Genomic DNA, 25,480 nt, shown 5'->3' on the forward strand with positions numbered 1-25,480 from the left:
ACCTCCCCGCGGACCTCCGTCGTTCCGTACCGTACGGGGCGACGGAGGAGGATCACGTGACGGATCTGCGGCTGGGCCCGCTGCTGAGGTACGTCGACGGCTCGTCCGCGACCGTCTGGGTCGAGACGAGCCGTCCGTGCGCCGCCGAGGTGCGCTGCTCGGACGGCACCGGTGGCGAGACCCGCACCTTCCAGATTGCGGGCCACCACTACGCCCTAGTCCCGGTCGACGGCCTCGCGCCGGGCACCGAGCGGTCCTACGAGGTGTTCCTGGACGACACACGCGTGTGGCCGCTGCCCGACGCCCCGTTCCCGCCGTCCGTCATCCGCACGCCCGAGCCCGACGGCACCGTCCGCGTCGCCTTCGGCTCCTGCCGCTGGGCCGCGCCCCCGGAGGGCGAGAAGGACCCCGTCGGCCCGGACGCCCTGGACACCCTCGCGGCCCGCATCGCCGCCGAGCCGGACGGCGAACGGCCGGACGTGCTCCTGCTGTTGGGCGACCAGGTCTACGCCGACGAGACCTCCCCCGCCACCCGCGGCTGGCTGGCCGCCCGCCGCGATCCGCGTGACCCGCCGGGCGACCAGGTGGCGGACTACGAGGAGTACACCCACCTCTACTACGAGTCCTGGCTCGACCCCGAGGTGCGCTGGCTGCTGTCCACCGTGCCCAGTTGCATGATCTTCGACGACCACGACGTCATCGACGACTGGAACACCTCCGCGTCCTGGGTCGAGGACATGCGCGAAGTCCCCTGGTGGCAGGAGCGGTTGCTGAGCGGCCTGATGTCGTACTGGGTGTACCAGCACCTCGGCAACCTCGCCCCGGCCGAGCTGGCCGCCGACCCGCTCTACGCCGCCGTACGCGAATCCCCCGACGGTACCGACGAGTTGCGCGCCTTCGCCTGCCGTGCCGAGGCCGACGCCGCCTCCGTGCGCTGGAGTTACCGGCGCGACTTCGGCCGGGTGCGGCTGCTCATGGTCGACTCCCGCGCGGCCCGCGTCCTCGACGAGGAGAGCCGTTCGATGCTCGACCCCGGCGAGGCCGAGTGGCTGCGCGGACAGGCGCTGGAGGAGCGCGATTCCTACGACCACCTCCTGATCGGCACCTCGCTGCCCTGGCTGCTGCCGCACCTGGTGCACGACGCCGAGGCGTGGGACGCCGCGCTGTGCCGGGGCGATCGCGGGGTGCGCTGGGCCCGGTTCGGCGAGGATCTGCGGCGCAAGGCGGACCTGGAGCACTGGGCGGCGTTCCCGGCGTCCTTCAAGGCGCTGGCGGACCTGATCGCCGAGGTGGGGTCGGGGCCCGAGGCGCCGGCGACGGTGCTGGTGCTGTCGGGGGACGTGCACCACGCGTACGTGGCCGAGCCGAAGTGGCACACCGGCGGTCCCGACGCCCGTGTTCTCCAGCTCACCTGCTCCCCCGTCCACAACTCCGTCCCCCGCTGGATCCGGTTCGGCTTCCGCTTCGGCTGGAGTGCGACGGCGCGGGCGCTGGGGCGGCGGCTCGCCCGGCACGGAGGCTGCGAGCGGCCGCCGGTCTCCTGGCGGCACACGGGCGGTCCCTGGTTCGGCAACCAGCTCATGACGCTGACCCTGAGCGGGCGTTCGGCGCAACTGCGGCTGGAGCAGGCCCGGGCGGGGAAGGGCGACGGGGACCAGGGACGGGCCCGGCTGCGGACGGTCACGGAGTCCCGACTCACCGGGTGAGGCAACGTCGCCTGATGCACCGTCAGAAATCCATCCAGGCAAGCTGGTTGACGTTCGAACCGCCCATAAGGAGCGCGCACCGCGGGCGGTCGGCCCTGTGTGCATTCGGTCACGCTTTCGGACGCACTTTCGGAAGCGCGTCGCGATGGCGAAAGCCGTTCCACGTGCGGCTACGGCTGAAACGGCAGAGGCAGTTGAGGCAAACGGATGGCTAAATGTTGAACTTGCAAGCATGAATCAGGCGCCCCTACCGTGGATGGCTCACTCGGTTCCATCCCCCCTGGGGCGACCCCCCTGTGGGACCGACCCGACCGAAGGAGTCCCCCACAATGACCGGACGCCTCAACAGCGCCCAGCCATACGCCCTCGGCCTGTACCGCATCGTCGTCGGCCTGCTCTTCCTCTGTCACGGCGCCGCCGCCCTCTTCGGCGTCCTCGGCGGAGCCTCCGGCACCGACGGCGGCACCGTCGGGACCGGCACCTGGCCCGGCTGGTACGCGGCCGTGATCCAACTCGTCGGCGGCGCCCTCGTGCTGCTCGGCCTGGGCACACGCATCGCCGCGTTCATCGCCGCGGGATCCATGGCGTACGCGTACTTCCACGTGCACCAGCCGATGGCCCTGTGGCCCATGGAGAACGGTGGCGAGGCCGCCGCGATGTTCTGCTGGGCGCTGGTCCTGCTGGTCTTCACCGGGTCCGGCGCGTTCGGCCTGGACCGGCTGTTCACCCATCGCTCGGCGCAGGAGCGCGAGCCGGCCGCGGAGCCGGTGACGGTCTGAACCGACGCCACACGGTGTCCTCCCCGCGTTCCTCGAGTCCGCGGGGAGGACACCGGCGCGTGCGGACCACGTCGTCCTGCGACGCGGCAGCCGGGTGAACATGCCGCGCCCATCCCATGCGGCCCCCGTGAATCTCCTGTCACACCCGGGCGTACGCTGTATGGCTGTGCACGGGGGAATCACGGGGAGTCGCGGTGCTGGAGAATCTGGGGTCACTGACCGGCAGTCCATGGATCTACGCCATGGTCGCGCTGTCGGTGCTCCTCGACGTGTTCGTGCCGCTGCTGCCGAGCGGTGTGCTGGTCATCACGGCCGCCACGGCGGCTGCCGCGGGAAGCGCGGCGACCGGCCGGGTCCCCGACGTCATGTCCCTCATCCTCTGCGCCACGACGGCCTCCGTACTGGGTGACCTGGCGGCCTACCGGCTCGCCTGGCGCGGCGGCGAACGTCTCGACCGCGCGATCGCCCGCTCGCGCCGTCTCACCACCGCGCAGGAACGTCTCGGCGGCGCACTGACAGCGGGAGGCGGGGCCCTGGTGGTCCTCGCCCGTTTCGCCCCCGCCGGCCGCTCGGTGGTCTCCCTGCTGGCCGGCACGGCCCACCGCCGGGCCCGCGACTTCCTCCCCTGGTCCGCCCTCGCCGGCCTCTCCTGGGCCGCGTACAGCGTCGCCCTCGGGTACTTCGGCGCGCACTGGCTGGGAGCGACCTGGCTGGCGACGGCGGTGTCGGTGGCGGCGCTGTTCGGCGCGGGGGCGGGCGCAGCGTTCGTGATGCGGCGACAGCCGGTGGGCGCCGAGGCGCGGTAACACGGGCACTGGGCCCCGGGTCCGGGGCCCCCGGTGCGGCTCAGCCCGCCTCGCGCCGAGCCGCCCCTCGCACCTCGAGCCCGGCGAGCAACTCCGCCGTCGCCTCCGCGATCACCTCCACGGCCCGTTCGAACACCTCCTGGTTGTGCGCGGCCGGCGCCCGAAAGCCCGACACCTTCCGCACGTACTGAAGCGCGGCGGCCCGAATGTCGTCCTCCGTCGCCTCCTCGGGCAATACAGGCGGACGAAGCGTCTTGATACTGCGGCACATACCGACAGTCTCCCTCCACCGACGGAATACCGCTCCCGCCTCCGGCGAAATGGACCGTCGGGCCTCACCGTCACCCGGCCGGGCGGTAGCGCACGTCCACCGCGGCCATGGGGTCGTCCCCGCCGAGGAGTTCGAGGCGGACGGGGGTGCCGCCGGGGTTGTCGAACAGCCGGATTCCGTCGCCGAGCAGGACAGGCGCGATGTGGAGGTCGATCTCGTCGATCAGCCGGCGTTCCAGGAGCTGCCGGCCGATCGTGGGTGAGAAGACCTCCACATTCTTGCCGCCGGCGGCCTCCAGCGCGATCCGGACGGCCTCCGCGGCGTCGCAGTTCAGGAAGGTCACACCGGCCGCGGGCCGTACGTCCTCGAGGTGGTGCGTGAGGACGAACAGCGGCCCCTGCCACGCGCCGCCGTAGATGGCCCCGGGATCGGGAAAGGCGTCCCAGCCGTCCCGGCCGCCCAGCACGGCCCCGGTGGTCCCGGTGTACTCCTCCACGAGGCCGGGCCGGAACGCGACCCCCGTCATCCAGTCCATCGCATGCCCGGGCCCCGCCACGAACCCGTCCAACGACATCGTGAAGTGCCAGAGCACCTTGCCCGCGGCGGTCTGCGCTTCCATGGTCGATCCCCTCTCGACGGCTCCCGTCACCTGGAGACCCGCCGCACCGCCGAAAGTCACCGCACCCGCCCCGTCGGCCGGGCCAGGTGCACGGCGACGCCCATGACGGCGACCGAGGCCAGGACGATGCCGGCGCCGACGTAGAGCGGTGCGGTGTAGCCGAAACCCGCCGTGATCGCGAGGCCGCCGGCCCAGGCGCCCAGCGCGTTGCCGAGGTTGGAGGCGGACACATTGGCACTGGCGGCCAGTGCGGCGCCCTGCGCGTAGTCGGTGACGCGGGTGATCAATCCGGGTACGCCGGCGAACCCGAACACCCCCATCAGGAACACCAGCACCACCGACGCCAGGGCGTCGGCGGCCAGCAGTCCGAACAGGGCCAGGGTGACGGTGAGGCCGGCCGGCGCGAGCAGCAGCGCGCGGTCACGGTCGTGGTCGGCGGCCCGCCCGCCGACCAGGTTCCCGACGACCAGGCCGACGCCGTACACCATGAGCAGCCAGGAGACGTCCGCCGAGGAGAAGCCGCCGACCTCGGTGAACGTGTAGGCGAGGTAGCTGAACGCGCCGAACATCCCGCCGTAGCCGAGCGCGGTCGCCAGCAGGGTCAGCCACACCTGCGCCGACCGGAACGCGCCGGCCTGGGCGCGCAGCGCGGTGGGTCGCGGGGTCTCTCCCGCGCGCCCCGGCACGAAGGCGACGACACCCGCGAGCGCCACCAGCCCGATCGCGGTGACCGCCCAGAAGGCCGCCCGCCAACCCCAACGCTCCCCGACCAGGGCGCCGAACGGCACGCCCAGCACGTTCGCGACCGTCAGTCCGGCGAACATGACGGCCACCGCGCGGGACTTCCTCTCCGGCGCGACCAGGCCGCGCGCGACCAGTGAGCCGATACCGAAGAACGACCCGTGGCACAACGCCGCGACGATCCGCCCGAGCATCATCAACCGGTAGTCGGGCGCGATCGCGGACAGCAGGTTACCGACGACGAAGAGGACCACCAGGCCGACCAGGACCTGTTTCCGGGGCAACCGTGCCGTCGCCGCGGTCAGGGCGATCGCACCGACGGCGACACTCAACGCGTATCCGGAGATCAGCCGGCCCGCGGCCGCCTCGGACACCGCGAAACTCGACGCCACCTGCGGCAGCAGCCCCGCGATCAGGAACTCGGTCAACCCGATCCCGAACCCACCGACCGCCAACGCGACGAGCCCCCTGGGCATCCGTCGCCGTTCCGCGAGTTTCGCGTCCATCCCCCGACCCTCGCGCCACGGCCGCGGGCGGGTCCATGGACAAAGAAGCGACGGCGCTTGGACATACGAGGTCGGGATGGGGGGATCACGGGGCAGGCGGACAGCAAGCAGTCGTACGACAAGGAGCGTCCACGCCATGGGAACCGCCGTCACCGTTCCGCAGACCCGGGACATGATCGGGGACGAGCTCTCCGGAGACGAGGCGTTCACCGCCCTGCGCCACTACGGGGGGCTGCGGCTGTTCGCCGACTCCTTCGCGCGGTTCCGTTACGCGGACGGCTTCACCAACGCGCGGGCCCTCGCCTTCCAGGTGGTGCTCGGGCTGGTTCCGTGCACCGTGGCGCTGGTCGGGCTGGCCACGTCGGTGCACACCGAGGGCGTGGGCCGGATCATCGAGCTCACGCTCGGCCGGATCGTGCCGGGCGCCAGCGCCGAGATCGTCGAGGACGCCTTCGAGGGCACGCGGCGTACCGCGCATGGCGATGTCTGGAGCACGCTCGCCCTCTGGCTCGGCCTGGGCTTCGCGCTGTTGAACCTCGCCTCGGCCATGGGCCAGATCGAACGCGGCGCCAACCGGATCTACGGCATCGAGCGCGACCGCCCCTTCCCGCGCAAGTACGCGCGCGGGATCGTGCTCGCGCTCGCCGCCGGTCTGCCCCTGGTGCTGGGGTTCGTCGTACTCGTCGCCGGCGAGGCCGTGGGTGACGCGGTGGCGGAATCCACCGGCCGGGCGGGGAGCGGACCGCAGTGGTGGAGCGTGCTCGACATCCCCGTGGGACTCGCGCTGGCCTGGGTCGCCTCCGCCGTGATCTTCCGCTGGTCTCCCCGCCGAGTGCAGCCCGGCTACACCTGGCTGGCCTTCGGTTCGGCCGTACATCTGCTGCTGTGGGTGGCGGCCACCTGGCTGCTCGCGCTGTACGTCGAGGAGAGCGGTGCCTTCGGCGCCGTGTACGGGCCGCTCACCGCGTTCATCGCCCTGTTGCTGTGGGCCAACCTCACCGCGGTCGCGCTCTTCCTCGGCATCGCCTTCGCCGCCCAGCTGGAAGCGGCCCGCGCGGGCGTGGAATCAGCCGTCCACCCGGACCCCGGCCCGGGTGTCTGACCCCGAACGACAGCCGACACCACTCCGCGTCCTCCGACCGACCCACGCGACCGGCCACCTGCGCCGGCGGCAGCACGCCCCGCCGACCGTCTGCCGCACCGACAGAGACGCGCCCCGCCGACGTCCGCCGCCACCGGTCACCCGAACCCTCGCCGCCGGCCGACCGCCCGCCGCAAAGCCGTCAGCCGTCCGCCGCACACCCCGCCCTCACCCCTCCGCCGCCGCCGTCACCGTCGCCGGGTCCACTCCCGTCAGTTCGACGATGCGGTGCGGGGCCACGCCGGCGGCCAGTGCGCGTCCGATCAGGTCGTCCCGGCCGTCCGCGCTGTCGCGGTAGGCGAGCAGTTCCTCCTCGACACCGGCGAGGGACTGCGGTGCCATCGCGTGGCGGACCCGGCTCAGTTCCTCGTCGCTCAGTGGGACGGGCAGCCGTTCCGCTCCCTCGGGCACCGCCGCCGTCTCCTCCGGCGGCAGCAGCCGCAGATGCGGGGAGGTCGGCGTGCTGCCCTGCGCGTCCAGCCACGCGCGGACCGCGGGAGTGTCCATGCAGGCGAGCTCACCGACGGCCGCGGGGGCCACCCCGAGCTGTACGGACGCGTCGTCAAGCAGGAACAGGTAGGCGTCGTCGGTCATCCTCGGCTCCTTCTCAACAGGTGCTGATCGACGTGCCATTACCCCGCCTGACCCGGATTACCGCGGCTCCGGGCCGGCCCCGCCCGAGCCCGCCCGGCGGCACACCCGTTCGCATGAACCTCCCGAAGCCGCTCGCAACTCAAAATCGAACAGGCGTACCATTGCGCCGTGGCTGAGACCTACGACTTTCCGAGTGACCTCCTCGCCGGTCAGGAGGAGCTGCATCAGGTCCGGGCCGAGCTGTCGGCCCTGCTCAAGCGGCTGCCCTGGTCGGTCGCGCCGCTGGACGGCTTCAGCGACGACCACGGCTGGCGCAAGGTGGAACGCCCCGCCTCGCCCGGCTGGACCCCGGACGAACAGGCCGAGGTGGAGAAGCTCCGGCAGCGCGAACACGAACTCGCGGTCTTCGTCACCACCCACCGCTTCTGGACGGAGGTGGCCGCACCGGAACGCGTGGATGCCCGCTCCAGGCTGAAGCACGCGGACCGGGAGACCGGGTGAACGACAGAGGACCCCGGCCGAGATCGGCCGGGGTCCTCTCCGGTGTGGGCGCGGACGGTTTCGAACCGCCGACATCCTGCTTGTAAGGCAGGCGCTCTACCCCTGAGCTACGCACCCGGGACGAGTCGCAGCCTACCTTGCCCGGGCCCATGCCCCGCAAACCCTTACTCGGGGACCGCCGGAGTAAGGGTCGGTACCAGGGTTGATACGGGGGAAAACCCCACCCCGAATCCGGGAGCGGCCCGGATCCCCCGCAGGAGCCGCGGTCCCTAGGGTCGAAGCAGGGTCGCGGAGTGCCCGCGGCCGCCCGTCAGGGGTAGATCAGGGGGAGATCGTCATGGTCCGTTCCGTTCCCGTACGTGCCGCCGCAGCGGCCGGGGTCGTCGCGCTCGTCGTCGCGGGGGCCACCGCCTGCGGTGCCTCCGCAGGGGACGACAAGACCCCCGACCACCGCTCCTTCGCCCTCCAGGGCCGCACCCTCACCGTCGACTCCGACGACTCGGCGCTGGAGATCGTCGCCGCCGACGCGAACAAGTCGGGCACGGTGGAGGTCACCCGCTGGTTCCAGGGAAGCGTCGCCTTCGGCAAGGACCCGAAGGTGACCTGGTCGATGAAGAACGACCGGCTGGTGCTGCGGATGAAGTGCAGCGGTGTCGTCGCCGACTGCGCGGCCAAGCACCGTATCGAGGTGCCGCGGGACATCACCGTGAAGGTCGAGGACGGGGACGGGAGTGTCCGCGCCCGGGGCTTCACCCAGCCGCTGAGCATCAGCACCGGCGACGGTTCGGTGCGGGTCACCGACTCCAGCGGACCGCTGGACCTGCGCACCGGCGACGGATCGATGCGCGCGGCGGTCACCTCCCGCCAGGTGACCGCCCGCACCGGGGACGGCTCGGTCCACCTCGAACTCGGCGCCGTACCGGACCGGGTGGAGACCCGCAGTGGCGACGGCTCGGTGACCATCGAGGTGCCGAAGGCCACCTACCGCGTGGACACGAAGACCGGTGACGGCGGCGTCGACGTCTCCGTGCCCCGGTCCGACTCCAGCGGCCACCTCGTGTCCGCCCAGAGCGGAGACGGCAAAGTCACGGTCCGAACGGCGAACTGACCGGCCCGTGTGTTCGTTCCTTACCGGTGGGAGAATGACACCGGGCACGCCAGGGCGGACACAGCACGGGAGAGGGATGTGACGGCGACACCATCGCAGTCGTACTCGTCGTCGATGGTGCCGCGCGCACACCGTCAGGCGCTCAGGGACACCCTCACTCTCGTCGGTCTGCCGCTGCTGGCCGCCCTCGCGCTGTCGGCGGCGTTCGCCGGGGGTGGCACCCGGCGCTGGTTCGGCGGGCGCTCGGAGAGCCAGCGGGCCGAGGCGCAGGCTGCGAAGGACGCCGCCGCGGCCGCGTTCTACGAACTGGACACCGCCCAGCGGGATCTGCGGATCTCGATAGAGACCATCACGGCTGTCGACGACTCCCCCGCCGCCCGGCGGGCGGTCGCCGACTTCCAGGCGATCAGCGGGCGGATCGACGAGGCCAGCGGGCGCTACATCGAGGCCGTCGACGCCCATGACCTGGACCGGGACGAGCTGGAGGCCTCGGTCGCCACACGCGCGCGTGCGGAGCTGACCCGGGCCAAGGACGACCTCGGCAACGTCAAGAAGGAGCTGGACCGTTTCGGCGACAGCCTCGGTCCGCTGCTCGGCAAGGCCGAGACCCAGCTCGCCCGACTCGCCCCGGCCGTCGAGCGGGCCCGGCAGGGCCTGTTGGCCGCCTCCAACGCCCTGGACGCGGTAAGGGAGTCGGGGCTGAAGGCGGACGACCTCGCGGCCCGGCTCGCCGCCCTCGGGCCGGAGCTGACCAAGCTCAACCAGGGCGCCGGGCAGCACGGCGTGCCGGAGACCCTGGAGCGCGCCGAGCGGGTCGCCCGCGAGGCCGGGTCGGTCCGGGCGGAGGCCGAGCGGCTGCCGGAGCGGGCCGCGGAGATCGACCACCGGCTCGTCTCCCTGCGCACCCGCGCCGAGGCCCTCACCACCCGCGCGGGCCAGGTCGACCCGGTGCTCAGCGAGCTGCGCCGCCGGTTCACGGCCGCCTGCTGGCAGGACCTCCAGCACGTCCCGGACCAGGCCGCGCAGAACGTGGCCCAGGCCGAACTGAAGCTCCGGGAGGCCCGGGCCGCGCGCGACGAACAGCGCTGGCCGGACGCGGCCTCCCTGCTCTCCACGGTCCGGGCCCTGCTCAACACCACCGACGAGTCCGTCTCGGCCGCCGGCGACCGGCTGCGCCGGCTGAACGCCGTCCAGAAGGACCCCCAGCAGGAGATCGACCGCACCCGCTTCGCCCTCCGTGACGCCCAGCGTCTCGCCATGAGCGGCCGCACCACCCCCGACCCCCGCGACGCGCGCCCGCTGGACGAGGCGGTGGCACGCCTGGACCGGGCGATCGGCACCCTGGAGGGCCGCCACCCGGACTACTGGCACTTCCTGACCGAGACGGAGGCGGTACGGCAGGCGGTGGCGCGGGTGGTCTCCCGGATCCGCGAGGAACGCGGGGGCGCACACTGACGGCCTACGACGATCCCGGATCGCCGGTTAACCTGTGCGCATGCCTCGCTACGAGTACCGCTGCCGGACCTGCGGCGACACCTTCGAACTGAGCCGTCCCATGGCCGAGTCCTCCGCCCCCGCCGACTGCCCCTCCGGCCACGACGACACGGTCAAGCTGCTGTCGACGGTGGCCGTGGGCGGCACGGCGTCCGCGTCGGCCCCCGCACCCCAGGCGGGCGGTGGAGGGGGCTGCTGCGGCGGAGGCTGCTGCGGCTGACCCGCTTCAGGCTGCCTTCAGGTGCGCCCGCCTAGCGTGGGCCCATGTCAGTCACCGACTGGGTCAACGGCCTCATGGACACGCTGGGCGCGCCCGGCGCCGGGATCGCCGTCGCCCTGGAGAACCTCTTCCCGCCGATCCCGAGCGAGGCGATCCTGCCGCTCGCGGGTTTCGCGGCGAGCACCGGCCGGATGAGCCTGGTCGCCGTGCTGCTGTGGACGACGGCGGGCTCGGTGATCGGCGCCCTCGCGCTGTACGGCGTCGGCGCGCTGCTCGGCCGGGACCGCACGGTGGCACTCGCGGCCCGGCTGCCGCTCGTCAAGGCCGCCGACATCGAGCGCACCGAGGCCTGGTTCCGACGGCACGGCACCAAGGCGGTGTTCTTCGGCCGGATGATCCCGGTCTTCCGCAGCCTCGTCTCGATCCCGGCCGGCGTCGAACGCATGCCGCTGCCCGTGTTCCTGACGCTGACCACGCTGGGCAGCGCCCTGTGGAACACGGCGTTCGTGCTCGCGGGCCACGCCCTGGGCGCCAACTGGACCCAGGTCACCGATGTCGTGTCCGCGTACTCGAAGGCCGTCCTGGTGGCCGCCGTAGCCGCGGTCGCGGTCTTCGTCGTCGTACGGCTACGGCGGCGGCCGGCGCCCGCTTGGGCCTGTCCGGCGGATCAGGCCGGCTCCAAGGAACGGCGCCTTGTCAGCGCAGGTGAGCGGGGCCTGGTGCGTGCAGCTGCAAGGCGGAGGAGGGAGTCGACGCGGAGCGATGGGGGCCCCTCCCGCTCGAGCGAAGTCGAGAGTGGGGGAGAGTGACGACAACGCCGCAGATGTGCGCACCAGGCCCCGCGCCGCCGGCATGATCCGCCGGACAGACCCTAGGGACGGGACGCCTTCAGGAACTCCCGCAGGATCCGCTCCCCCGCCAGCACCCCCCGCTCGGGCAGCGCGCTGATCGCCGGAGCCGTCCAGCCCGCGTCCGCCAGCTCCCCGTGCCCCGGCCGCCAGCCACGGTCCGCGGCCAGCAGCAGGTCGGCGTCGAGGAGGGAGTCGCCCGCGGCCAGCGTCAGGGTGGCCCCCGTGCGCCGGGCCACCTCGCGCATGGCCGCGCTCTTGGTGAGCGGCTTGGGGACGGCGTAGATCTTGCGGCCCTGGAGGGAGACCGTCCAGCCGCGGTCCTCGGCCCACACCGCGAGCTCCTTCACCCAGTCCTCGGGCAGCAGTTCGCGCTCGACGACGAGGTAGACGAAGAGGTCCTCGGCGAGGCGGTGCTTGCGCACCCAGAGCGGATCGGCCGTCTTCTCCAGATGGGCGCGGACCTCGTCCAGCGGGGCGCACTCGTCGGCGAGGCGGGCCGTGACGCGGGTGTGCCAGTCGAGGTCGGTGACGCCGTCGACGAGCAGGTGGCCGCCGTTCGCGCAGATCGCGTAAGTGGGCGGAGGGCCGGGGAGGTTGATGCGCTGGTACTGCTTGCGGGTACGGGTCGTCGTCGGCACGAAGACCGCCGCGTCGCCGAGTTCGGAGAGCAGCCCGGCCGCCGTCTCCGTCATGTACGACAGCGGTCTGCTCTCGTGCACCTCGACGCAGAGCAGCCGGGGCGCCCGCGCGTCCGGCATGGTGAGCGCGAGGGCGGCGGCGGAGTAGATGAGCGTGCGGTCGAGGTCGCTGGCGACAAGCACCGGAGCCTGGGGCGTGGGCTGGGGCTGAGCCTGAGTCGCCATCAGAGGGCCACCGCCCTGCCGTCGGCACCCGTCGCGCCCCGCGTGTACTGGGGATGGATCAACCCCACGCAGGTGTACGGGAGTTCGGCGACCTCTTCGACCGGGACACCTCGCTGTCCGGCCAACAGGCGTACGTGGTCCAGGTCGGCGCCCGCCCCGGCCCGCGCCAGGATCTTCCAGGGCACCCGGCGCAGCAGCACCCGGGTGGTCTCGCCGACGCCCGGCTTGACGAGGTTGACATCGTGGATGCCGTACTCCTCACTGATGCGTTCGACGGCCGCCCAGCCCTCCCAGGTGGGCTCCCGGTCGCTGGAGAGGAGTTCCTTGGCCTGCGCGCCGACCGCCTCGGCGACCTCGGGGAAGCGGGCGGCCACGGCGTCCAGGAAGTCCACCGACACGTCCGCACCGGCGAGTTCGCGGTAGAACTTCGCGCCGTGGAAGTCGTCCGGGCCGACCAGGTCGGCGCGCAGGACCGTACGCGAGATGAGGCCGGACACCGTGGAGTTGAGACAGGCGGAGGGGATGAGGAAGTCCTCCCGGGTGCCGTACGTCCGCACACACGAGCCCGGGTCGGCCAGTACGGCGATCTCCGGGTCGAAGCCGACGGGACCGCCCTCGGCCTCGAACTCCTCGATCGCGGCGGCCAGTTCGCGGGTGATGGCGCCCTTGCCGGTCCAGCCGTCGACGAAGACGACGTCGGCGGGGTCGTGGTGTTCGGCCAGCCAGCGCAGGGCGTTGGCGTCGATGCCGCGGCCGCGGACGATCGAGACGGCGTAGTGCGGCAGGTCCAGGCCGTGCCTGAACTGGGCCCAGCGGCGCATCAGGACGCCCACGGGGGTGCCGGCGCGGGCGAGGGAGACGAGGACCGGGCGGGGCGAGCGCTCCTGGAGCACGATCTCCGTCACGGCACCGACCGCCTCGGCGAGCCTGGCGGAGGACTCCTTCAGGGCCGTGTGGAACAGCTCCTGGTACTGCTCGCTCGGCTGGTACTCCACCGGCAGCGACTCCGCGTAGTGCGCGCCGCCGCTCTGGATGGCCTCCTCGCGCTCCTCGGTCGGCGCCTCCAGCGTGACGTCCGAGAGGTCCTGGAGCAGCCAGCCGACGTCCTCCGGGGCGTACGAGGAGAAGGCGGGGCCGCGGAGGGGCTCGGGGAGCATGGGGGGCCTTTCGGGGGTGTGGCTGGGGAGGACCACGAGGACGACGTGCGGGGTGTGCGCGGTCAGTTGTGCGAGCAGGCCGTCGGGGGCGTGCAGTTCGGGGGTGTCGGCGGTGGAGTCGACGACGGCGACGATCGCGTCGAAACCGGCGCCGGCCACGTTGTAGGCGTAGCGGTCGCCGGGGCCGTCCGCGGGGGTGTCGTGGGCGGGGAAGGTGAGGCGGGTGCGGATCGCGTATCCCGCGTCGTCCACGGCCAGTACGGGGCTGCGGGTGGTGGTGGAGTAGGTGACCTGTGTGCCCTGGGCGACCTGTTCGAGTTCTCGGGCGAGCCTCAGAGGGGCGTACATCAGCTCTTCGAAGCCGAGGACGTGTACGCGGTTCGCCTCCGGCGGGAGGGCCTCGGCCAGGCGGGCGGCCATCGTGGGGAGGGCGGATTCCAGGCGTATTCGATGCTTGGGGGTGAATCCGTGGCGGCCGCCGTCGGGGAGGTCGCGGGGCCACGAGAGGTCTATGCGGTTGATTGCCGGGTGCGGGTGTGTGGGGGCTGGTCGCGCCCGCGCGGCGGTAGCCGCAGATTCGATACAGCCCCGCGCCCCTAGGGCGCTTTCGTACTGGGCGACCAGATGTTGCCCTTTCTCCAGCACGCCCTCGGGCAGGCGTACGGTGCCCGATGCCGCCGCCACCAGGTCGACCCGCGCGCCGATCTCCTCGGCGAAGGACTCCAGGCGCCCCGCGTCCGCCTCCGAGCGCATGTCCACCAGAGCGACCACCACGTATCGGTCTCGCGGATAGCGGGCGTGCAGATCCCTGATCGTGTTCAGGACCGTGTTGCCCGTCGAGAACTCGTCGTCGACCAGGACCAGGGGGCCGTCGCCGGCCAGGAGCGAAGGGTTCTCCGGCAGCAGGAGGTGGCTCGTGGCGTGGGAGTGGGACTCCTCGAAGCCGCCCGCGGGGGTGACCCCGGGGACGGGGCGGCGGGTGGAGTGGAGGTACGGGGCGAGGGCGATGCCGTCGGCGACGGAGTGGCCCAGCCCGGTGGCCGTCTCCGCGTAGCCCAGGACGACCGCGCGGGCGGCCTCCTCGTCGCCCAGCAGCTCCCGTACCCGGCGGCCCAGGGCGAACCCGTGGCCGTAGACCACCGACGGCGACTGCGGTACGTGCTTGCCGAGCACGTTCGAGACCAGGAGGTGGGCCCGCTTGGGGTTGCGCCGCAGCGCGAGGCCCAGGAGGTCCGTCAGCCGGCTGTCGCCCACGAGCTCGACGCCGAGCCGGTCGGCGACCCATGTCCCCGACCACACGTCGTCGTTCACTGCCTTGTTCATACGTCCCTTGGTGTTCACAGACGGTCAGCCGGGTATTCCGGCGGCGAGCAGCTCGACGAAGCCGATGTCCTCGTTGGCCACTCCGAAGACCTCGGCGCGCAGCAGGGTGCGCTCGGCCCAGGCGCGGTGCGGCTTCACTTCGTTCATCTTGTTCGTGTACTGCGACCTCAGCACGCCCCCGCCGCCGCGCTCGGGCCGCAGGATGTCCTGCGCGTCGCTGAACTCCTCGTGGCTGACCACGGACAGCGCGTGCACGGGCAGTACGTGGGAGGGGTGGATGCAGGTCTTGCCGAGCAGGCCGTTGGCCTGGTCGAGGGTGATCTCGCGCAGCAGTCCGTCCATGGCGTGCTCGATGAGCGCCTCGCGCAGCTCCTCGGCCTGGCCCTCCAGGAAGGGGCTGCGGCGCAGCTGGGGCTTGAACATGCGCTCCTGGACCCGGAAGTACTCCCAGACGGGGCCGGTGACGGTGAACCCGGTGCCGTCGGCGCGGCCCAGCATGTTCACCACGTCGGCGATGACGGAGGCGATGATCTGGACGTCCCAGGCGGTCATGTCGGGGGCGCGGCGCAGGCCGTAGGAGGAGCAGAAGTCGGTGACGCCGAGGCGGACCGCGAGGACCCGCTCGCGGTACTTGTCGACCGCGCGGGAGATGCCCTCCAGGGTTTCTACGCGCGTCTCCCGGTACAGCAGCTCCGGTGACTCCAGGACGGGCATGGCGAACAGCCGGTGTCCGCTCGCGGCCTCGGCGGCGGAGATCGCCTCCAGGAAGGGGATGCCGCGCTCCTCGGTGAACTTGGGGAGCACAAATCCGGAGAGCAGCCGGACGGCGGGGCCGAGCCGTCGTACGAGATCGGGGATCTGCTCGGGGAAACGGACCCGGATGAAGAGCAGCGGAAGGTCCACGCCGCGCTCCGCGAGGTCCGTGAACTGCCGGACGAGGTTCTCCTCGCCCTCGGCGACATCGTCGTCACCGATCGAGTCCTCCAGGCACAGCACCATCGAGACCACGCCGCGTCCGGTCTGCTTGACGATGTCGTCGGCGAGCCGCGGCCGCGTGGCCGGACTGTAGAGCGTGGCGCCCAGGGCCGCGGAGAGCAGCCGGGACGGGGAGTCCGCGGTGAACTCGCAGGGCTCCTGGTGGAAGAGGCGCTGGCGCACCTCAGGGGCGATGTGCCCGAAATGACGCATATGACTCCCCCGTGGCAGCTGTGCAACCTGTGAACGGTTCACAGGTGGCCGGTAATAGTACGTAGGTACCCATGTCTGAGGTTCCCACCGGGCATGAATTTCAGGTAACGCAGACATACACGGCCATGTCGATGCCGGTACGACATGAACCGGGACCTTCACCCCCACGTTGTCGTGACCAGGACCGAGAGGGCAGGATGACCGCATGACGCACGCGATGCTGAAGGGGTCGAACATCCCGCTGGAAGCCACCACGGTACGTGCCGTGCTGCGCTGGGCGCCCGCGCAGGGGGTTCCGCCCGTCGACGCCTCGGCGCTGCTCCTCGGCCCCGACGGCCGCGTGCGGTCCGACGAGGACTTCGTCTTCTACAACCAGCCCCGGCATCCCTCCGGGAAGGTCTGGCTCCTCGGCAAGAAACGCGTCGCCGAAGGCCTCACCGACACGATCCAGACAGAGCTGACCGGTGTCGAGCCCGACATCAGCCAGATTCTCCTGGTCGCTTCGGCGGACGGCGCCACCTTCGACCGCGTACAGGGCCTGCGCATCCTGCTGTACGACGCCTCCGCCACCGACGCCGAGCCGCTGGTCCACTTCGACATCAAGCCGGAGACGGGCCAGGAGACGGCCCTGATCTGCGGCGAGCTCTACCGTCGCGGCGAGGGCTGGAAGTTCCGCGCCCTGGGCGAGGGCTATGTGGACGGCCTCCAGGACCTGGCCACCGAGTTCGGCATCACGGTGGAGGACTCGGACTCCGCGGAGAACCCGGCCCGGCCCGAGCCCACGTCGTTCCCCCTCCCCCCGGAACAACCGGCCCAGTCGGCCACGTCGGTGCCCACCCAGCAGGCCTACGGCTACCCCCAGACGCCGACTCCGGCGACTGCCCCGGTACCGGCGGCATCCGGCTACGGCTACCCGCAGCCGGTGGCTCCGGCAGCGGCAGCGGAGTTCCGTATGCCTCCGCAGGGCCCGCAGTTCATCGGACGGTAGGGACGCGCCGCGCGGCTCACCTGTCGGCCTTCGCCTTGTAACCGCGCCCCCACTGCAGTCCCCACCCGTACAACCGGTCCAGCTCCCCCTGGAAGCCGTACACGAACTGCACCTCGCGCCGCACCACGAGTTCGTCCTTGACGTTCTCGATCATCACGACCGCGCAGGACCGCGCCTGAGGATGCCGCTCGTCGAGACCTATCTCGATCCGCGGCCCGTTGCTCGGGTACAGCGTCACGATCGCGTGCGTACGGTCGAACGCCGGCGTCTGGTCGTAGATGTACACGAAGACCAGCAGCCTCTTGATCGCCTCCCGGTGATCGAGGTTGACGTACATCGTCTCGCCGGACGCCGACCCGAACCGGTCGTCCCCGCTGAGCTTCACGTACGGCGGCGCGTTGACGTCACCCAGCAGCCCGCCCAGCGGCTGGACGACCCCCTTCGTCCCGTCGGCCAGCTCGTACAGGCAGCCCAGGTCGAGGTCGACGTTGACCATGCTCTGGCTGTGCCCGAGGACCTCCGGCGGCCTGAGTGCCTTGAAGGGGTGCCGCAGCAGCGACTCGCGCTGCGAGCCCCCGATGTCGGACGTCCGCATCCGCCAGGTCAGGTTGACGCGCAGGTTTCCGGTCGCCGCGCCCTGTTTGGTGAGCGAGACCCGGTTGTGCCGCTTGGTCAGTTCGATCGCGTTGCTGGCCGCGCTGCCCGAGTCGAAGTCGACCTCTCGGCCGCCCCGGAGCCCGTCGAAGAAGCCCATTCCCGCCCCCACGTTCGCGTTGGAAAACCGGCGTCACGATGTCACCGGGAAAACCGGCGGGGCGGCCGGTGGTCGGCCGCCCCGCTCAGAGCGTTCCTCATCGGGGAGGGTGTCACACCCCGGACGAGACCTCAGTCTTCTCGTCCGAGCCCCGGGCTTTTCCCTCGGCGGCCGCGAGCGCGTTGTTGCGGCGCACGGAGGACCAGAAGGACCAGCCGATCAGGACGACACCGACGAGACCGGTGATGATCTCGTTGATCTCGTACCGGATGGTGACCATGAGGATCACCGCGAGCGCGCCGATCGCGTAGTGGGCGCCGTGCTCCAGGTAGACGTAGTCGTCCAGGGTGCCCTGGCGGACCAGGTACACGGTCAGCGAACGGACGTACATCGCGCCGATACCCAGACCCAGCGCCATCAGCACGATGTCGTTGGTGATGGCGAACGCGCCGATCACGCCGTCGAAGGAGAACGAGGCGTCCAGCACCTCCAGGTACAGGAACATGAAGAACGCGGCCTGACCGGCCATCAGGACGGCCGACTTGGGCTTGCCCTCGCGCTCGGCCCGCTCCTCCTCCTCGTGCTCGCGTTCCTCTCCCTCTTCGAGTTTGTCCTCGAAGTAGCCGGAGAGGCCGCCGACGACCATGTAGGTGATCAGACCCGCGATACCGGCGATCAGGACCGTCTGCGCCTTGTCGACATGCGCGCCGCCGTGCTGGTGGGCGTGGGTCGCGAAGGTGAACGCGGTGATCAGCAGGACGACGAGCGCAATGCAGACCGACAGCATGTCGACCTTGCCGAGCTTGGCCAGCGGCCGCTCGATCCAGCGCAGCCACTGGATGTCCCGGTCCTCGAAGATGAAGTCCAGGAAGATCATCAGCAGAAACATGCCACCGAACGCGGCGATCGCCGGGTGCGCGTCGGTGACCAGCTCCTGGTAGTGGTCCTTGTTGTTGAGGGCGAGGTCGACCGCCTCGATGGGCCCCATCTTCGCGGTGACCGCGACGATCACGACGGGGAAGACCAGCCGCATGCCGAAGACGGCGATCAGGACGCCGACGGTAAGGAAGATCTTCTGCCAGAAGGCATTCATCTTCTTCAGGATCCCGGCGTTGACCACCGCGTTGTCGAACGACAGCGAGATCTCGAGGATGGAGAGGATCGCCACGACGCCGAAGCCCTCCCACCCCCCGTAGAGGACGGCGACGACAAGGCCGAGCGCGGTGACCGCGAACGACCAGCCGAAGGTTTTGAGAACCACTGGCTACCCAATCCGTACGTGTACGGGGTTCCCCCGTGCCGCACTCGGCTTTACGAAGACTTTGAAGCCGAAGTCTAGTGGGCCCCCCTTCGGAGCCCACCCGCCCCCGGCTTTTGCTCATATCGCGTTATGAGACGTTGACCCCGAAGTCGAGCGCGATGCCGCGCAGGCCGGACGCGTACCCCTGCCCGACCGCCCTGAACTTCCACTCGTTCTGGTAGCGGTAGACCTCGCCGAAGATCATCGCGGTCTCGGTGGAGGCGTCCTCGGAGAGGTCGTAGCGGGCGAGCTCCTGGCCGTCGGCCTGGTTGACCACGCGGATGAAGGCGTTGCTGACCTGGCCGAAGGTCTGGCCGCGGTTGTCCGCGTCATGGATGGAGACCGGGAAGACGATCTTGTCGCACTGCGCCGGCACCTTGGAGAGGTCGATCAGCAGCGACTCGTCGTCGCCCTCGCCCTCACCGGTGAGGTTGTCGCCGGTGTGCTCGACCGAGCCCTCCGGGCTCTTGAGCTGGTTGTAGAAGACGAAGTACTCGTCACCCAGGACCCGCCCGCCCCCGCACATCAGGGCGCTGGCGTCGAGGTCGAAGTCGGCTCCGGTGGTGGAGCGCGCGTCCCAGCCGAGCCCGACCAACACCTGAGTGAGGTTGGGTGCGGCCTTGGACAGGGAGACGTTTCCCCCCTTGGCGAGCGTGACGCCCATCTGCTGTTCCCTCCCCGAGAGTGTGCTTCTGTGCTGTTCCTGCACGTCCGGCGCCGCACGCAAACCGTGCGGCGCCGGACGAGGGGGCCGGGGCCGGTCCTAGACGTTGACGCCGAAGTCCTGCGCGATGCCGCGCAGGCCCGAGGCGTAGCCCTGGCCGATGGCGCGGAACTTCCACTCGGCGCCGTTGCGGTAGAGCTCGCCGAAGACCATGGCGGTCTCGGTCGAGGCGTCCTCGGAGAGGTCGTAGCGGGCGATCTCGGCGCCGCCGGCCTGGTTGACGACGCGGATGAACGCGTTGCGCACCTGGCCGAAGGACTGCTGGCGGTTCTCGGCGTCGTAGATCGAGACCGGGAAAACGATCTTGTCGACGTCGGCCGGGACGCCTGCGAGGTCGACCTTGATCTGCTCGTCGTCGCCCTCGCCCTCACCGGTGGTGTTGTCGCCGGTGTGCTCGACCGAGCCGTCCCCGCTCTTGAGGTTGTTGAAGAAGACGAAGTTCGAGTCGCCGGCGACCTTGCCTGCCGCGTTCACCAGCAGGGCGCTGGCGTCCAGGTCGAAGTCGGTGCCGGTCGTGGTGCGGACGTCCCAGCCCAGACCGACGATGACCGCGGTCAGGCCCGGGGCCTCCTTGGTCAGCGAAACGTTGCCGCCCTTGCTGAGGCTGACTCCCACGGGTCCTCCATTTGATGTCCTGGGGCCGGGAGCCCCGTAGTGCGTTCGATGTCGGATGCTGTCGGATCAACGATTCGATCCTAGTGAGGGGTTCCCGGCCCACGCAGTCCCTGGAGGCGAACAATCACAGGGTGTCGAGCGCCTTCACGTACTCGTTCAGGTCACGGGCGTCCGGCAGGGCGTTGACGACGGTCCAGCGGACCACGCCCTCCTTGTCGATGACGAAGGTGCCGCGCACCGCGCAGCCCTTGTCCTCGGCGAAGACGCCGTAGGCGCGGGAGGCCTCGCCGTGCGGCCAGAAGTCGCTCAGCAGCGGGTACTCCAGGCCCTCCTGCTCGGCGAAGACGCGCAGGGTGTGGATGGAGTCGTTGGAGACGGCGAGCAGCTGGGTGTCGCGGTCGGAGAACTGCGGCAGGTTGTCGCGCAGCTCGCACAGCTCACCGGTGCACACGCCGGTGAAGGCGAAGGGGTAGAAGAGCAGCACGACGTTCTTGTCGCCGCGGAAGTCGGACAGCTTCACGGTCCTGCCGTGGTTGTCCTTGAGCTCGAAGTCGGGGGCCTTTTCGCCGACCTGGATCGCCATCGCGTGGATGTCCCTTCGGGGGGCTGTTCGAGTGACGGAACCACCCTACGCAGCGATCACGGCACGGAAGCGGACGGGCCGGTCGCGCCGGCCCGTCCGGTTCCACGGGGTTGCTTCAGGGCTACTTCTTGGACTTGGCCGCCTTGGGCGTCACCAGCCGGCTGCCGCTCCAGTCCTTGCCCACGCTGACGCTCTTGGAGGCGGACAGCCCCGCCGTCGTCGCGGCTTCGGAGATGTCGCTCGGCTCCACGTAGCCGTCACGGCCGGTCTTCGGCGTCAGCAGCAGGATCGAGCCGCCCTCCTCGATGTACGTGGTGGCGTCCACCAGCACATCGGTCAGGTCGCCGTCGTCGTCACGGAACCAGAGCACCACGGCATCGGCGACGTCGTCGTAATCCTCGTCCACAAGGTCGCTGCCGATGACTTGCTCGATGGCCTCGCGGAGTTCCTGGTCTACGTCGTCGTCGTAGCCGATCTCCTGGACCACCTGCTCGGGCTGGAACCCCAGCCTTACGGCAGGGCTCGTCTCCGCGTGGTCCGCGGTCGCGCTCACGGGTTGCCTCCTGATCATGTCTTGATGATTGTCTCAGCCACGCGCGTGCGCGCAGCGTTGGCCGTAGTCCACACGGGCGGGACGGATCGCGCAAGTACCCGGCGATTCCGACCGCCGAAACGGTGACGTTCCGGAACGTGTCGGCCCAACTCCAGGCACATCATCCCGCTCGTGTCGTGACGCACGCCACACCCTTCTGCCCTCTTTGCGTGTTTGGGAACCATACCCGGGTGCGGCACCTCGGGTTACCCCGGAGTAGAGATGACGTTTGGCCCCCCGAGGTACACGATGGGGAGCGGTGCAGACATACAGAAATACGGCCCTCTGACAGGTAAGGAACAGCGTGGCTTCCGGATCCGATCGCAATCCGATCATCATTGGTGGCCTTCCGAGTCAGGTTCCTGACTTCGATCCCGAGGAAACCCAGGAGTGGCTCGACTCCCTCGACGCCGCCGTGGACGAGCGCGGCCGGGAGCGGGCCCGCTATCTGATGCTGCGGCTGATCGAGCGGGCCCGCGAGAAGCGCGTGGCCGTGCCCGAGATGCGCAGCTCGGACTACGTCAATACGATCCCCACCAGGGCGGAGCCGTTCTTCCCGGGCAACGAGGAGATCGAGCGCAAGGTCCTGAACGCCACCCGGTGGAACGCGGCCGTGATGGTCTCGCGCGCCCAGCGTCCCGGGATCGGCGTCGGCGGACACATCGCCACCTTCGCGTCCTCCGCGTCCCTCTACGACGTGGGCTTCAACCACTTCTTCCGCGGCAAGGACGAGGGCGACGGCGGCGACCAGGTCTTCTTCCAGGGCCACGCCTCGCCGGGCATCTACGCCCGCGCGTTCCTGCTGGACCGCCTCAGCGAGCAGAACCTGGACGCGTTCCGCCAGGAGAGGTCGAAGGCGCCGCACGGCCTGTCCTCGTACCCGCACCCGCGGCTGATGCCGGACTTCTGGGAGTTCCCGACCGTGTCGATGGGCCTCGGCCCGATCGGCGCGATCTACCAGGCGCGGATGAACCGTTACATGCACGCGCGCGAGATCGCCGACACCAGCAAGTCGCATGTGTGGGCGTTCCTCGGGGACGGCGAGATGGACGAGCCGGAGTCGCTCGGCCAGCTGACCATCGCCGCGCGCGAGGGCCTGGACAACCTGACCTTCGTCGTCAACTGCAACCTGCAGCGCCTCGACGGCCCGGTGCGCGGCAACGGCAAGGTCATCCAGGAACTGGAGTCGGTCTTCCGGGGCGCCGGCTGGAACGTGATCAAGCTGATCTGGGACCGCAGCTGGGACCCGCTGCTCGCGCAGGACCGCGACGGCATCCTCGTCAACCGGATGAACACCACCCCGGACGGCCAGTTCCAGACGTACGCCACCGAGTCCGGCTCCTACATCCGCGAGCACTTCTTCGGCGACGACCAGCGCCTGCGCGCGATGGTCGAGGGCATGACCGACGACCAGATCCTGCACCTGGGCCGCGGCGGTCACGACCACAAGAAGATCTACGCGGCGTTCAAGGCGGCCGTGGAGCACAAGGGCCAGCCGACGGTCATCCTCGCCAAGACCGTCAAGGGCTGGACGCTGGGCCCGAACTTCGAGGGCCGCAACGCCACGCACCAGATGAAGAAGCTGACCGTCGCCGACCTCAAGGGCTTCCGCGACCGTCTGCACCTGCCGATCTCCGACAAGGAGCTGGAGTCGGGCGCGCCGCCCTACTACCACCCGGGCCGGGACTCGGAGGAGATCCAGTACATGCACGACCGCCGGCTGGGTCTCGGCGGGTACGTCCCGACCCGTGTCGTGCGCGCCAAGCCGCTCGCGCTGCCGGAGGACAAGACGTACGCGAGCGTGAAGAAGGGTTCCGGGCACCAGTCGATCGCCACCACCATGGCGTTCGTACGGCTGCTCAAGGACCTCATGCGGGACAAGGAACTCGGCAAGCGGTTCGTACTGATCGCGCCGGACGAATACCGCACCTTCGGCATGGACTCGTTCTTCCCGAGTGCGAAGATCTACAACCCGCTCGGCCAGCAGTACGAGTCGGTGGACCGCGAACTGCTGCTCGCGTACAAGGAGTCGCCGACCGGGCAGATGCTGCACGACGGCATCTCCGAGGCGGGCTGCACGGCCTCGCTGATCGCCGCCGGTTCGGCCTACGCGACCCATGGCGAGCCGCTCATCCCGGTGTACGTCTTCTACTCGATGTTCGGTTTCCAGCGCACCGGCGACCAGTTCTGGCAGATGTCGGACCAGTTGGCGCGCGGTTTCGTCCTGGGTGCGACCGCCGGCCGTACGACTCTGACCGGTGAGGGGCTGCAGCACGCGGACGGCCACTCGCAGCTGCTCGCCTCGACCAACCCGGGCTGTGTCGCGTACGACCCGGCGTTCGGGTTCGAGATCGCGCACATCGTGCAGGACGGTCTGCGCCGGATGTACGGCCCGGACAGCGAGAACGTCTTCTACTACCTCACCGTCTACAACGAGCCCATCCAGCACCCCGCCGAGCCGGAGAACATCGACGCCGAGGGCATCCTCAAGGGCGTCTACCGCTTCAGCGAGGGCACTTCGGGGTCGATCCCGGCGCAGATCCTGGCGTCCGGTGTGGCCGTGCCGTGGGCGGTCGAGGCGCAGAAGCTCCTCGCCGAGGACTGGAACGTCAAGGCGGACGTCTGGTCGGCGACCTCCTGGAACGAGCTGCGCCGCGAGGCCGTGGCCTGCGAGGAGCACAACCTGCTGCACCCCGAGGAGGAGCAGCGGGTGCCGTACGTGACGCGGAAACTGGCCGGGGCGCAGGGGCCGTTCGTCGCGGTCTCCGACTGGATGCGGGCGGTTCCGGACCAGATCGCGCGATGGGTGCCGGGCACCTACCAGTCACTGGGCGCCGACGGGTTCGGCTTCGCCGACACCCGGGGTGCGGCGCGGCGGTTCTTCCACATCGACGCCCAGTCGATCGTGGTGGGCGTGCTGACCGAGCTGGCGCGGGAGGGCAAGGTGGACCGGTCCGTGCTGAAGCAGGCGATCGACCGGTACCAGCTGCTGGACGTGTCGGCGGCGGACCCGGGAGCGGCGGGCGGCGACGCGTAGCCGCTGCGCTCGGCGCGAGCCTTGAGCGGTGAAGGGCGGTGGGGCCTTGTGGTCCCGCCGCCCTTACTGTTTCTTTACGATGCCCTCATGCACCAACAATCGGCGCAGGACCGGTGGGAACAGTGGACGCAACGGCCTCTTCTGGGGCTGGCCGTGGTGTTCGCCGTCGCCTACGCGGTACCGATCGTGGACCCCTCTGCCGGGCCGTCGGTGACGTTCGCGTGCACGGTGGTCGAGTGGGTGGTCTGGGGGACGTTCGCCGCGGACTACCTGGTGCGGCTCGCGCTCACTCCTCGCCGGCGGGAGTTCGTCCGCACCCACTGGATGGACCTGGGCGCGGTCGTGCTGCCGCTGCTCCAGCCCCTTCGTCTGCTGCGTCTCGTCTCCACACTGATGCTGGTGGGGCGGCGGGCGCGGATGGCCTCGCAGATCCGGGTGACGACCTACGTCGGCGGGGCGGTCGTCGGGCTGCTGATGTTCGGGTCGCTCGCCGTGCTCTCGGTGGAACGGGACTCCCCGAACGGGAACATCCGCACGCTGGGTGACGCGGTGTGGTGGTCCTTCACGACGATGACGACCGTCGGGTACGGCGACCACGCCCCGACCACCGGTCTCGGCCGGATGATCGCGGTCGGGCTCATGCTGTCCGGGATCGCCCTGCTGGGTGTGGTGACCGCGAACATCGCCGCCTGGTTCATCGAGCGGTTCGAGAAGGACGACGTGGAGGAACGCCAGCAGACGGAGGCGATCCGCGCGCTGACGGACGAGGTACGGGCGCTGCGAGCCGAGGTCGAGGCCCTGCGCAAGACGTCCGTCGGGGGCTGAGCGCACTCCGCTCCCGCGCGTGCGCAGGGCGGCGCCCTCAGAGTTCTCACTCGGCCCCGGCGAACGTCGTGCGACAGGGGACTCCGAGGACGCGGCCAACGCTCGCAGCGGTCCGGCGTGCCCGACGGCGTGTATCGGACGCTCGCCGGCTGGCGGGTGACGCCGGGATTCCCGCACCCCCACGGTGGGACGCC

General features: G+C 70.6%; 25 protein-coding genes and 1 tRNA gene. 12 read left to right on the forward strand and 14 right to left on the reverse strand.

Annotation, left to right across the window (positions count from 1 at the left end; genetic code table 11):
* Positions 1 to 56 precede the first annotated feature (56 nt).
* The 3 genes from ACFYRX_RS27310 to ACFYRX_RS27320 all read left to right on the forward strand — a co-directional run bounded on the left by ACFYRX_RS27310 (position 57) and on the right by ACFYRX_RS27320 (position 3,291).
* Positions 57 to 1,706, forward strand: a complete 1,650-nt coding sequence (locus ACFYRX_RS27310) for an alkaline phosphatase D family protein (RefSeq protein ID WP_389104847.1) — start codon at positions 57 to 59, stop codon at positions 1,704 to 1,706.
* A gap of 329 nt (positions 1,707 to 2,035) precedes the next feature.
* Positions 2,036 to 2,485: a DoxX family protein gene (locus ACFYRX_RS27315; RefSeq protein WP_389104850.1), complete on the forward strand. Its 450-nt coding sequence runs from the start codon at positions 2,036 to 2,038 to the stop codon at positions 2,483 to 2,485.
* 242 nt (positions 2,486 to 2,727) lie between these two features.
* Positions 2,728 to 3,291, forward strand: coding sequence for a DedA family protein (locus tag ACFYRX_RS27320; RefSeq protein ID WP_389105537.1), 564 nt, complete (start codon positions 2,728 to 2,730; stop codon positions 3,289 to 3,291).
* 40 nt (positions 3,292 to 3,331) lie between these two features.
* Here the strand turns inward: ACFYRX_RS27320 and ACFYRX_RS27325 are convergent, their stop codons facing one another.
* The 3 genes from ACFYRX_RS27325 to ACFYRX_RS27335 all read right to left on the reverse strand — a co-directional run bounded on the left by ACFYRX_RS27325 (position 3,332) and on the right by ACFYRX_RS27335 (position 5,398).
* Positions 3,332 to 3,562: a DUF2277 domain-containing protein gene (locus tag ACFYRX_RS27325; RefSeq protein WP_389104853.1), complete on the reverse strand. Its 231-nt coding sequence runs from the start codon at positions 3,560 to 3,562 to the stop codon at positions 3,332 to 3,334.
* Positions 3,563 to 3,632: 70 nt separating this feature from the next.
* Positions 3,633 to 4,181, reverse strand: a complete 549-nt coding sequence (locus tag ACFYRX_RS27330) for a dihydrofolate reductase family protein (protein WP_389104856.1) — start codon at positions 4,179 to 4,181, stop codon at positions 3,633 to 3,635.
* Between the two features lie 56 nt (positions 4,182 to 4,237).
* Positions 4,238 to 5,398, reverse strand: coding sequence for an MFS transporter (locus ACFYRX_RS27335; RefSeq protein WP_389105539.1), 1,161 nt, complete (start codon positions 5,396 to 5,398; stop codon positions 4,238 to 4,240).
* Between the two features lie 166 nt (positions 5,399 to 5,564).
* Here ACFYRX_RS27335 and ACFYRX_RS27340 point away from each other — a divergent pair, with 166 nt between their 5' ends.
* On the forward strand, positions 5,565 to 6,530 hold the full coding sequence (locus ACFYRX_RS27340) for a YihY/virulence factor BrkB family protein (RefSeq protein ID WP_389104859.1): 966 nt from the start codon (positions 5,565 to 5,567) through the stop codon (positions 6,528 to 6,530).
* A 207-nt stretch (positions 6,531 to 6,737) separates the two neighbouring features.
* Here the strand turns inward: ACFYRX_RS27340 and ACFYRX_RS27345 are convergent, their stop codons facing one another.
* Complete coding sequence (locus tag ACFYRX_RS27345) at positions 6,738 to 7,163, reverse strand: DUF6003 family protein (protein ID WP_389104861.1); 426 nt, start codon at positions 7,161 to 7,163, stop codon at positions 6,738 to 6,740.
* Between the two features lie 168 nt (positions 7,164 to 7,331).
* On the opposite strand from ACFYRX_RS27345, the gene ACFYRX_RS27350 reads away from it, so the two are divergent.
* The gene (locus tag ACFYRX_RS27350; protein WP_389104864.1) at positions 7,332 to 7,664 is read left to right on the forward strand and encodes a hypothetical protein; all 333 of its coding nucleotides are present in this window, start codon (positions 7,332 to 7,334) and stop codon (positions 7,662 to 7,664) included.
* A 45-nt stretch (positions 7,665 to 7,709) separates the two neighbouring features.
* Here the strand turns inward: ACFYRX_RS27350 and ACFYRX_RS27355 are convergent.
* Positions 7,710 to 7,781, reverse strand: a tRNA-Val gene (locus ACFYRX_RS27355).
* Between the two features lie 220 nt (positions 7,782 to 8,001).
* Between ACFYRX_RS27355 and ACFYRX_RS27360 the strand changes: the two genes are divergently transcribed.
* From ACFYRX_RS27360 to ACFYRX_RS27375, 4 genes are all read left to right on the forward strand, one after another.
* A complete protein-coding gene (locus tag ACFYRX_RS27360) occupies positions 8,002 to 8,772 on the forward strand; it encodes a DUF4097 family beta strand repeat-containing protein (RefSeq protein WP_389104867.1) in 771 nt (256 codons plus the stop codon).
* 78 nt (positions 8,773 to 8,850) lie between these two features.
* A complete protein-coding gene (locus ACFYRX_RS27365; protein ID WP_389104870.1) occupies positions 8,851 to 10,227 on the forward strand; it encodes a hypothetical protein in 1,377 nt (458 codons plus the stop codon).
* Positions 10,228 to 10,267: 40 nt separating this feature from the next.
* Complete coding sequence (locus ACFYRX_RS27370; protein WP_389104873.1) at positions 10,268 to 10,486, forward strand: zinc ribbon domain-containing protein; 219 nt, start codon at positions 10,268 to 10,270, stop codon at positions 10,484 to 10,486.
* A 44-nt stretch (positions 10,487 to 10,530) separates the two neighbouring features.
* A complete protein-coding gene (locus ACFYRX_RS27375; RefSeq protein ID WP_389104876.1) occupies positions 10,531 to 11,295 on the forward strand; it encodes a DedA family protein in 765 nt (254 codons plus the stop codon).
* Between the two features lie 62 nt (positions 11,296 to 11,357).
* Here ACFYRX_RS27375 and ACFYRX_RS27380 read toward each other — a convergent pair whose 3' ends face one another.
* From ACFYRX_RS27380 to ACFYRX_RS27390, 3 genes are read right to left on the reverse strand one after another with little or no spacing between them, the layout of a single operon-like run.
* Complete coding sequence (locus tag ACFYRX_RS27380; protein ID WP_389104878.1) at positions 11,358 to 12,200, reverse strand: HAD family hydrolase; 843 nt, start codon at positions 12,198 to 12,200, stop codon at positions 11,358 to 11,360.
* Positions 12,200 to 14,680 carry a phosphoribosyltransferase gene (locus tag ACFYRX_RS27385; protein WP_389104880.1) on the reverse strand — a complete coding sequence of 827 codons (2,481 nt, stop codon included), beginning with the start codon at positions 14,678 to 14,680 and terminating at the stop codon, positions 12,200 to 12,202. The genes ACFYRX_RS27380 and ACFYRX_RS27385 overlap by 1 nt, the downstream gene beginning before the upstream one ends.
* Before the next feature lie 24 nt (positions 14,681 to 14,704).
* Entirely contained in the window at positions 14,705 to 15,868 is a 1,164-nt protein-coding gene (locus tag ACFYRX_RS27390; protein WP_389104883.1) for an HpcH/HpaI aldolase/citrate lyase family protein, read from the reverse strand.
* A gap of 205 nt (positions 15,869 to 16,073) precedes the next feature.
* On the opposite strand from ACFYRX_RS27390, the gene ACFYRX_RS27395 reads away from it, so the two are divergent.
* On the forward strand, positions 16,074 to 16,856 hold the full coding sequence (locus ACFYRX_RS27395) for a TerD family protein (protein ID WP_389104886.1): 783 nt from the start codon (positions 16,074 to 16,076) through the stop codon (positions 16,854 to 16,856).
* A gap of 16 nt (positions 16,857 to 16,872) precedes the next feature.
* Here the strand turns inward: ACFYRX_RS27395 and ACFYRX_RS27400 are convergent, their stop codons facing one another.
* The 6 genes from ACFYRX_RS27400 to ACFYRX_RS27425 form a co-directional block, all read right to left on the reverse strand.
* Positions 16,873 to 17,610 (reverse strand): Tellurium resistance, encoded by a 738-nt coding sequence (locus ACFYRX_RS27400; RefSeq protein ID WP_389104889.1) that lies wholly within the window; start codon positions 17,608 to 17,610, stop codon positions 16,873 to 16,875.
* Positions 17,611 to 17,722: 112 nt separating this feature from the next.
* Positions 17,723 to 18,871: a DUF475 domain-containing protein gene (locus ACFYRX_RS27405; protein WP_389104892.1), complete on the reverse strand. Its 1,149-nt coding sequence runs from the start codon at positions 18,869 to 18,871 to the stop codon at positions 17,723 to 17,725.
* A 127-nt stretch (positions 18,872 to 18,998) separates the two neighbouring features.
* Entirely contained in the window at positions 18,999 to 19,574 is a 576-nt protein-coding gene (locus ACFYRX_RS27410) for a TerD family protein (RefSeq protein ID WP_389104895.1), read from the reverse strand.
* Positions 19,575 to 19,673: 99 nt separating this feature from the next.
* Positions 19,674 to 20,249 (reverse strand): TerD family protein, encoded by a 576-nt coding sequence (locus tag ACFYRX_RS27415; protein WP_389104898.1) that lies wholly within the window; start codon positions 20,247 to 20,249, stop codon positions 19,674 to 19,676.
* 124 nt (positions 20,250 to 20,373) lie between these two features.
* On the reverse strand, positions 20,374 to 20,832 hold the full coding sequence (locus ACFYRX_RS27420) for a peroxiredoxin (protein WP_389104901.1): 459 nt from the start codon (positions 20,830 to 20,832) through the stop codon (positions 20,374 to 20,376).
* Positions 20,833 to 20,953: 121 nt separating this feature from the next.
* Positions 20,954 to 21,385, reverse strand: coding sequence for a DUF3052 domain-containing protein (locus ACFYRX_RS27425; RefSeq protein ID WP_232646584.1), 432 nt, complete (start codon positions 21,383 to 21,385; stop codon positions 20,954 to 20,956).
* Between the two features lie 343 nt (positions 21,386 to 21,728).
* Here ACFYRX_RS27425 and aceE point away from each other — a divergent pair, with 343 nt between their 5' ends.
* Positions 21,729 to 24,461 carry a pyruvate dehydrogenase (acetyl-transferring), homodimeric type gene (gene aceE, locus ACFYRX_RS27430; protein ID WP_389104904.1) on the forward strand — a complete coding sequence of 911 codons (2,733 nt, stop codon included), beginning with the start codon at positions 21,729 to 21,731 and terminating at the stop codon, positions 24,459 to 24,461.
* Between the two features lie 87 nt (positions 24,462 to 24,548).
* On the forward strand, positions 24,549 to 25,286 hold the full coding sequence (locus ACFYRX_RS27435) for a potassium channel family protein (RefSeq protein ID WP_389104907.1): 738 nt from the start codon (positions 24,549 to 24,551) through the stop codon (positions 25,284 to 25,286).
* The last annotated feature ends 194 nt before the right edge of the window (positions 25,287 to 25,480 follow it).

This window comes from Streptomyces sp. NPDC005374, assembly GCF_042872225.1.
Lineage (GTDB): Bacteria > Actinomycetota > Actinomycetes > Streptomycetales > Streptomycetaceae > Streptomyces.

Coding starts and splice junctions, on each gene's coding strand:
- ACFYRX_RS27315 (WP_389104850.1), top strand. CDS start 2,036: ATGACCGGACGCCTCAACAGCGCCCAGCCATACGCCCTCGGCCTGTAC.
- ACFYRX_RS27320 (WP_389105537.1), top strand. CDS start 2,728: ATGGTCGCGCTGTCGGTGCTCCTCGACGTGTTCGTGCCGCTGCTGCCG.
- ACFYRX_RS27325 (WP_389104853.1), bottom strand. CDS start 3,562: ATGTGCCGCAGTATCAAGACGCTTCGTCCGCCTGTATTGCCCGAGGAG.
- ACFYRX_RS27330 (WP_389104856.1), bottom strand. CDS start 4,181: ATGGAAGCGCAGACCGCCGCGGGCAAGGTGCTCTGGCACTTCACGATG.
- ACFYRX_RS27335 (WP_389105539.1), bottom strand. CDS start 5,398: ATGCCCAGGGGGCTCGTCGCGTTGGCGGTCGGTGGGTTCGGGATCGGG.
- ACFYRX_RS27340 (WP_389104859.1), top strand. CDS start 5,565: ATGGGAACCGCCGTCACCGTTCCGCAGACCCGGGACATGATCGGGGAC.
- ACFYRX_RS27345 (WP_389104861.1), bottom strand. CDS start 7,163: ATGACCGACGACGCCTACCTGTTCCTGCTTGACGACGCGTCCGTACAG.
- ACFYRX_RS27360 (WP_389104867.1), top strand. CDS start 8,002: ATGGTCCGTTCCGTTCCCGTACGTGCCGCCGCAGCGGCCGGGGTCGTC.
- ACFYRX_RS27370 (WP_389104873.1), top strand. CDS start 10,268: ATGCCTCGCTACGAGTACCGCTGCCGGACCTGCGGCGACACCTTCGAA.
- ACFYRX_RS27375 (WP_389104876.1), top strand. CDS start 10,531: ATGTCAGTCACCGACTGGGTCAACGGCCTCATGGACACGCTGGGCGCG.
- ACFYRX_RS27380 (WP_389104878.1), bottom strand. CDS start 12,200: ATGGCGACTCAGGCTCAGCCCCAGCCCACGCCCCAGGCTCCGGTGCTT.
- ACFYRX_RS27385 (WP_389104880.1), bottom strand. CDS start 14,680: ATGAACAAGGCAGTGAACGACGACGTGTGGTCGGGGACATGGGTCGCC.
- ACFYRX_RS27390 (WP_389104883.1), bottom strand. CDS start 15,868: ATGCGTCATTTCGGGCACATCGCCCCTGAGGTGCGCCAGCGCCTCTTC.
- ACFYRX_RS27395 (WP_389104886.1), top strand. CDS start 16,074: ATGACGCACGCGATGCTGAAGGGGTCGAACATCCCGCTGGAAGCCACC.
- ACFYRX_RS27400 (WP_389104889.1), bottom strand. CDS start 17,610: ATGGGCTTCTTCGACGGGCTCCGGGGCGGCCGAGAGGTCGACTTCGAC.
- ACFYRX_RS27410 (WP_389104895.1), bottom strand. CDS start 19,574: ATGGGCGTCACGCTCGCCAAGGGGGGAAACGTCTCCCTGTCCAAGGCC.
- ACFYRX_RS27420 (WP_389104901.1), bottom strand. CDS start 20,832: ATGGCGATCCAGGTCGGCGAAAAGGCCCCCGACTTCGAGCTCAAGGAC.
- ACFYRX_RS27435 (WP_389104907.1), top strand. CDS start 24,549: ATGCACCAACAATCGGCGCAGGACCGGTGGGAACAGTGGACGCAACGG.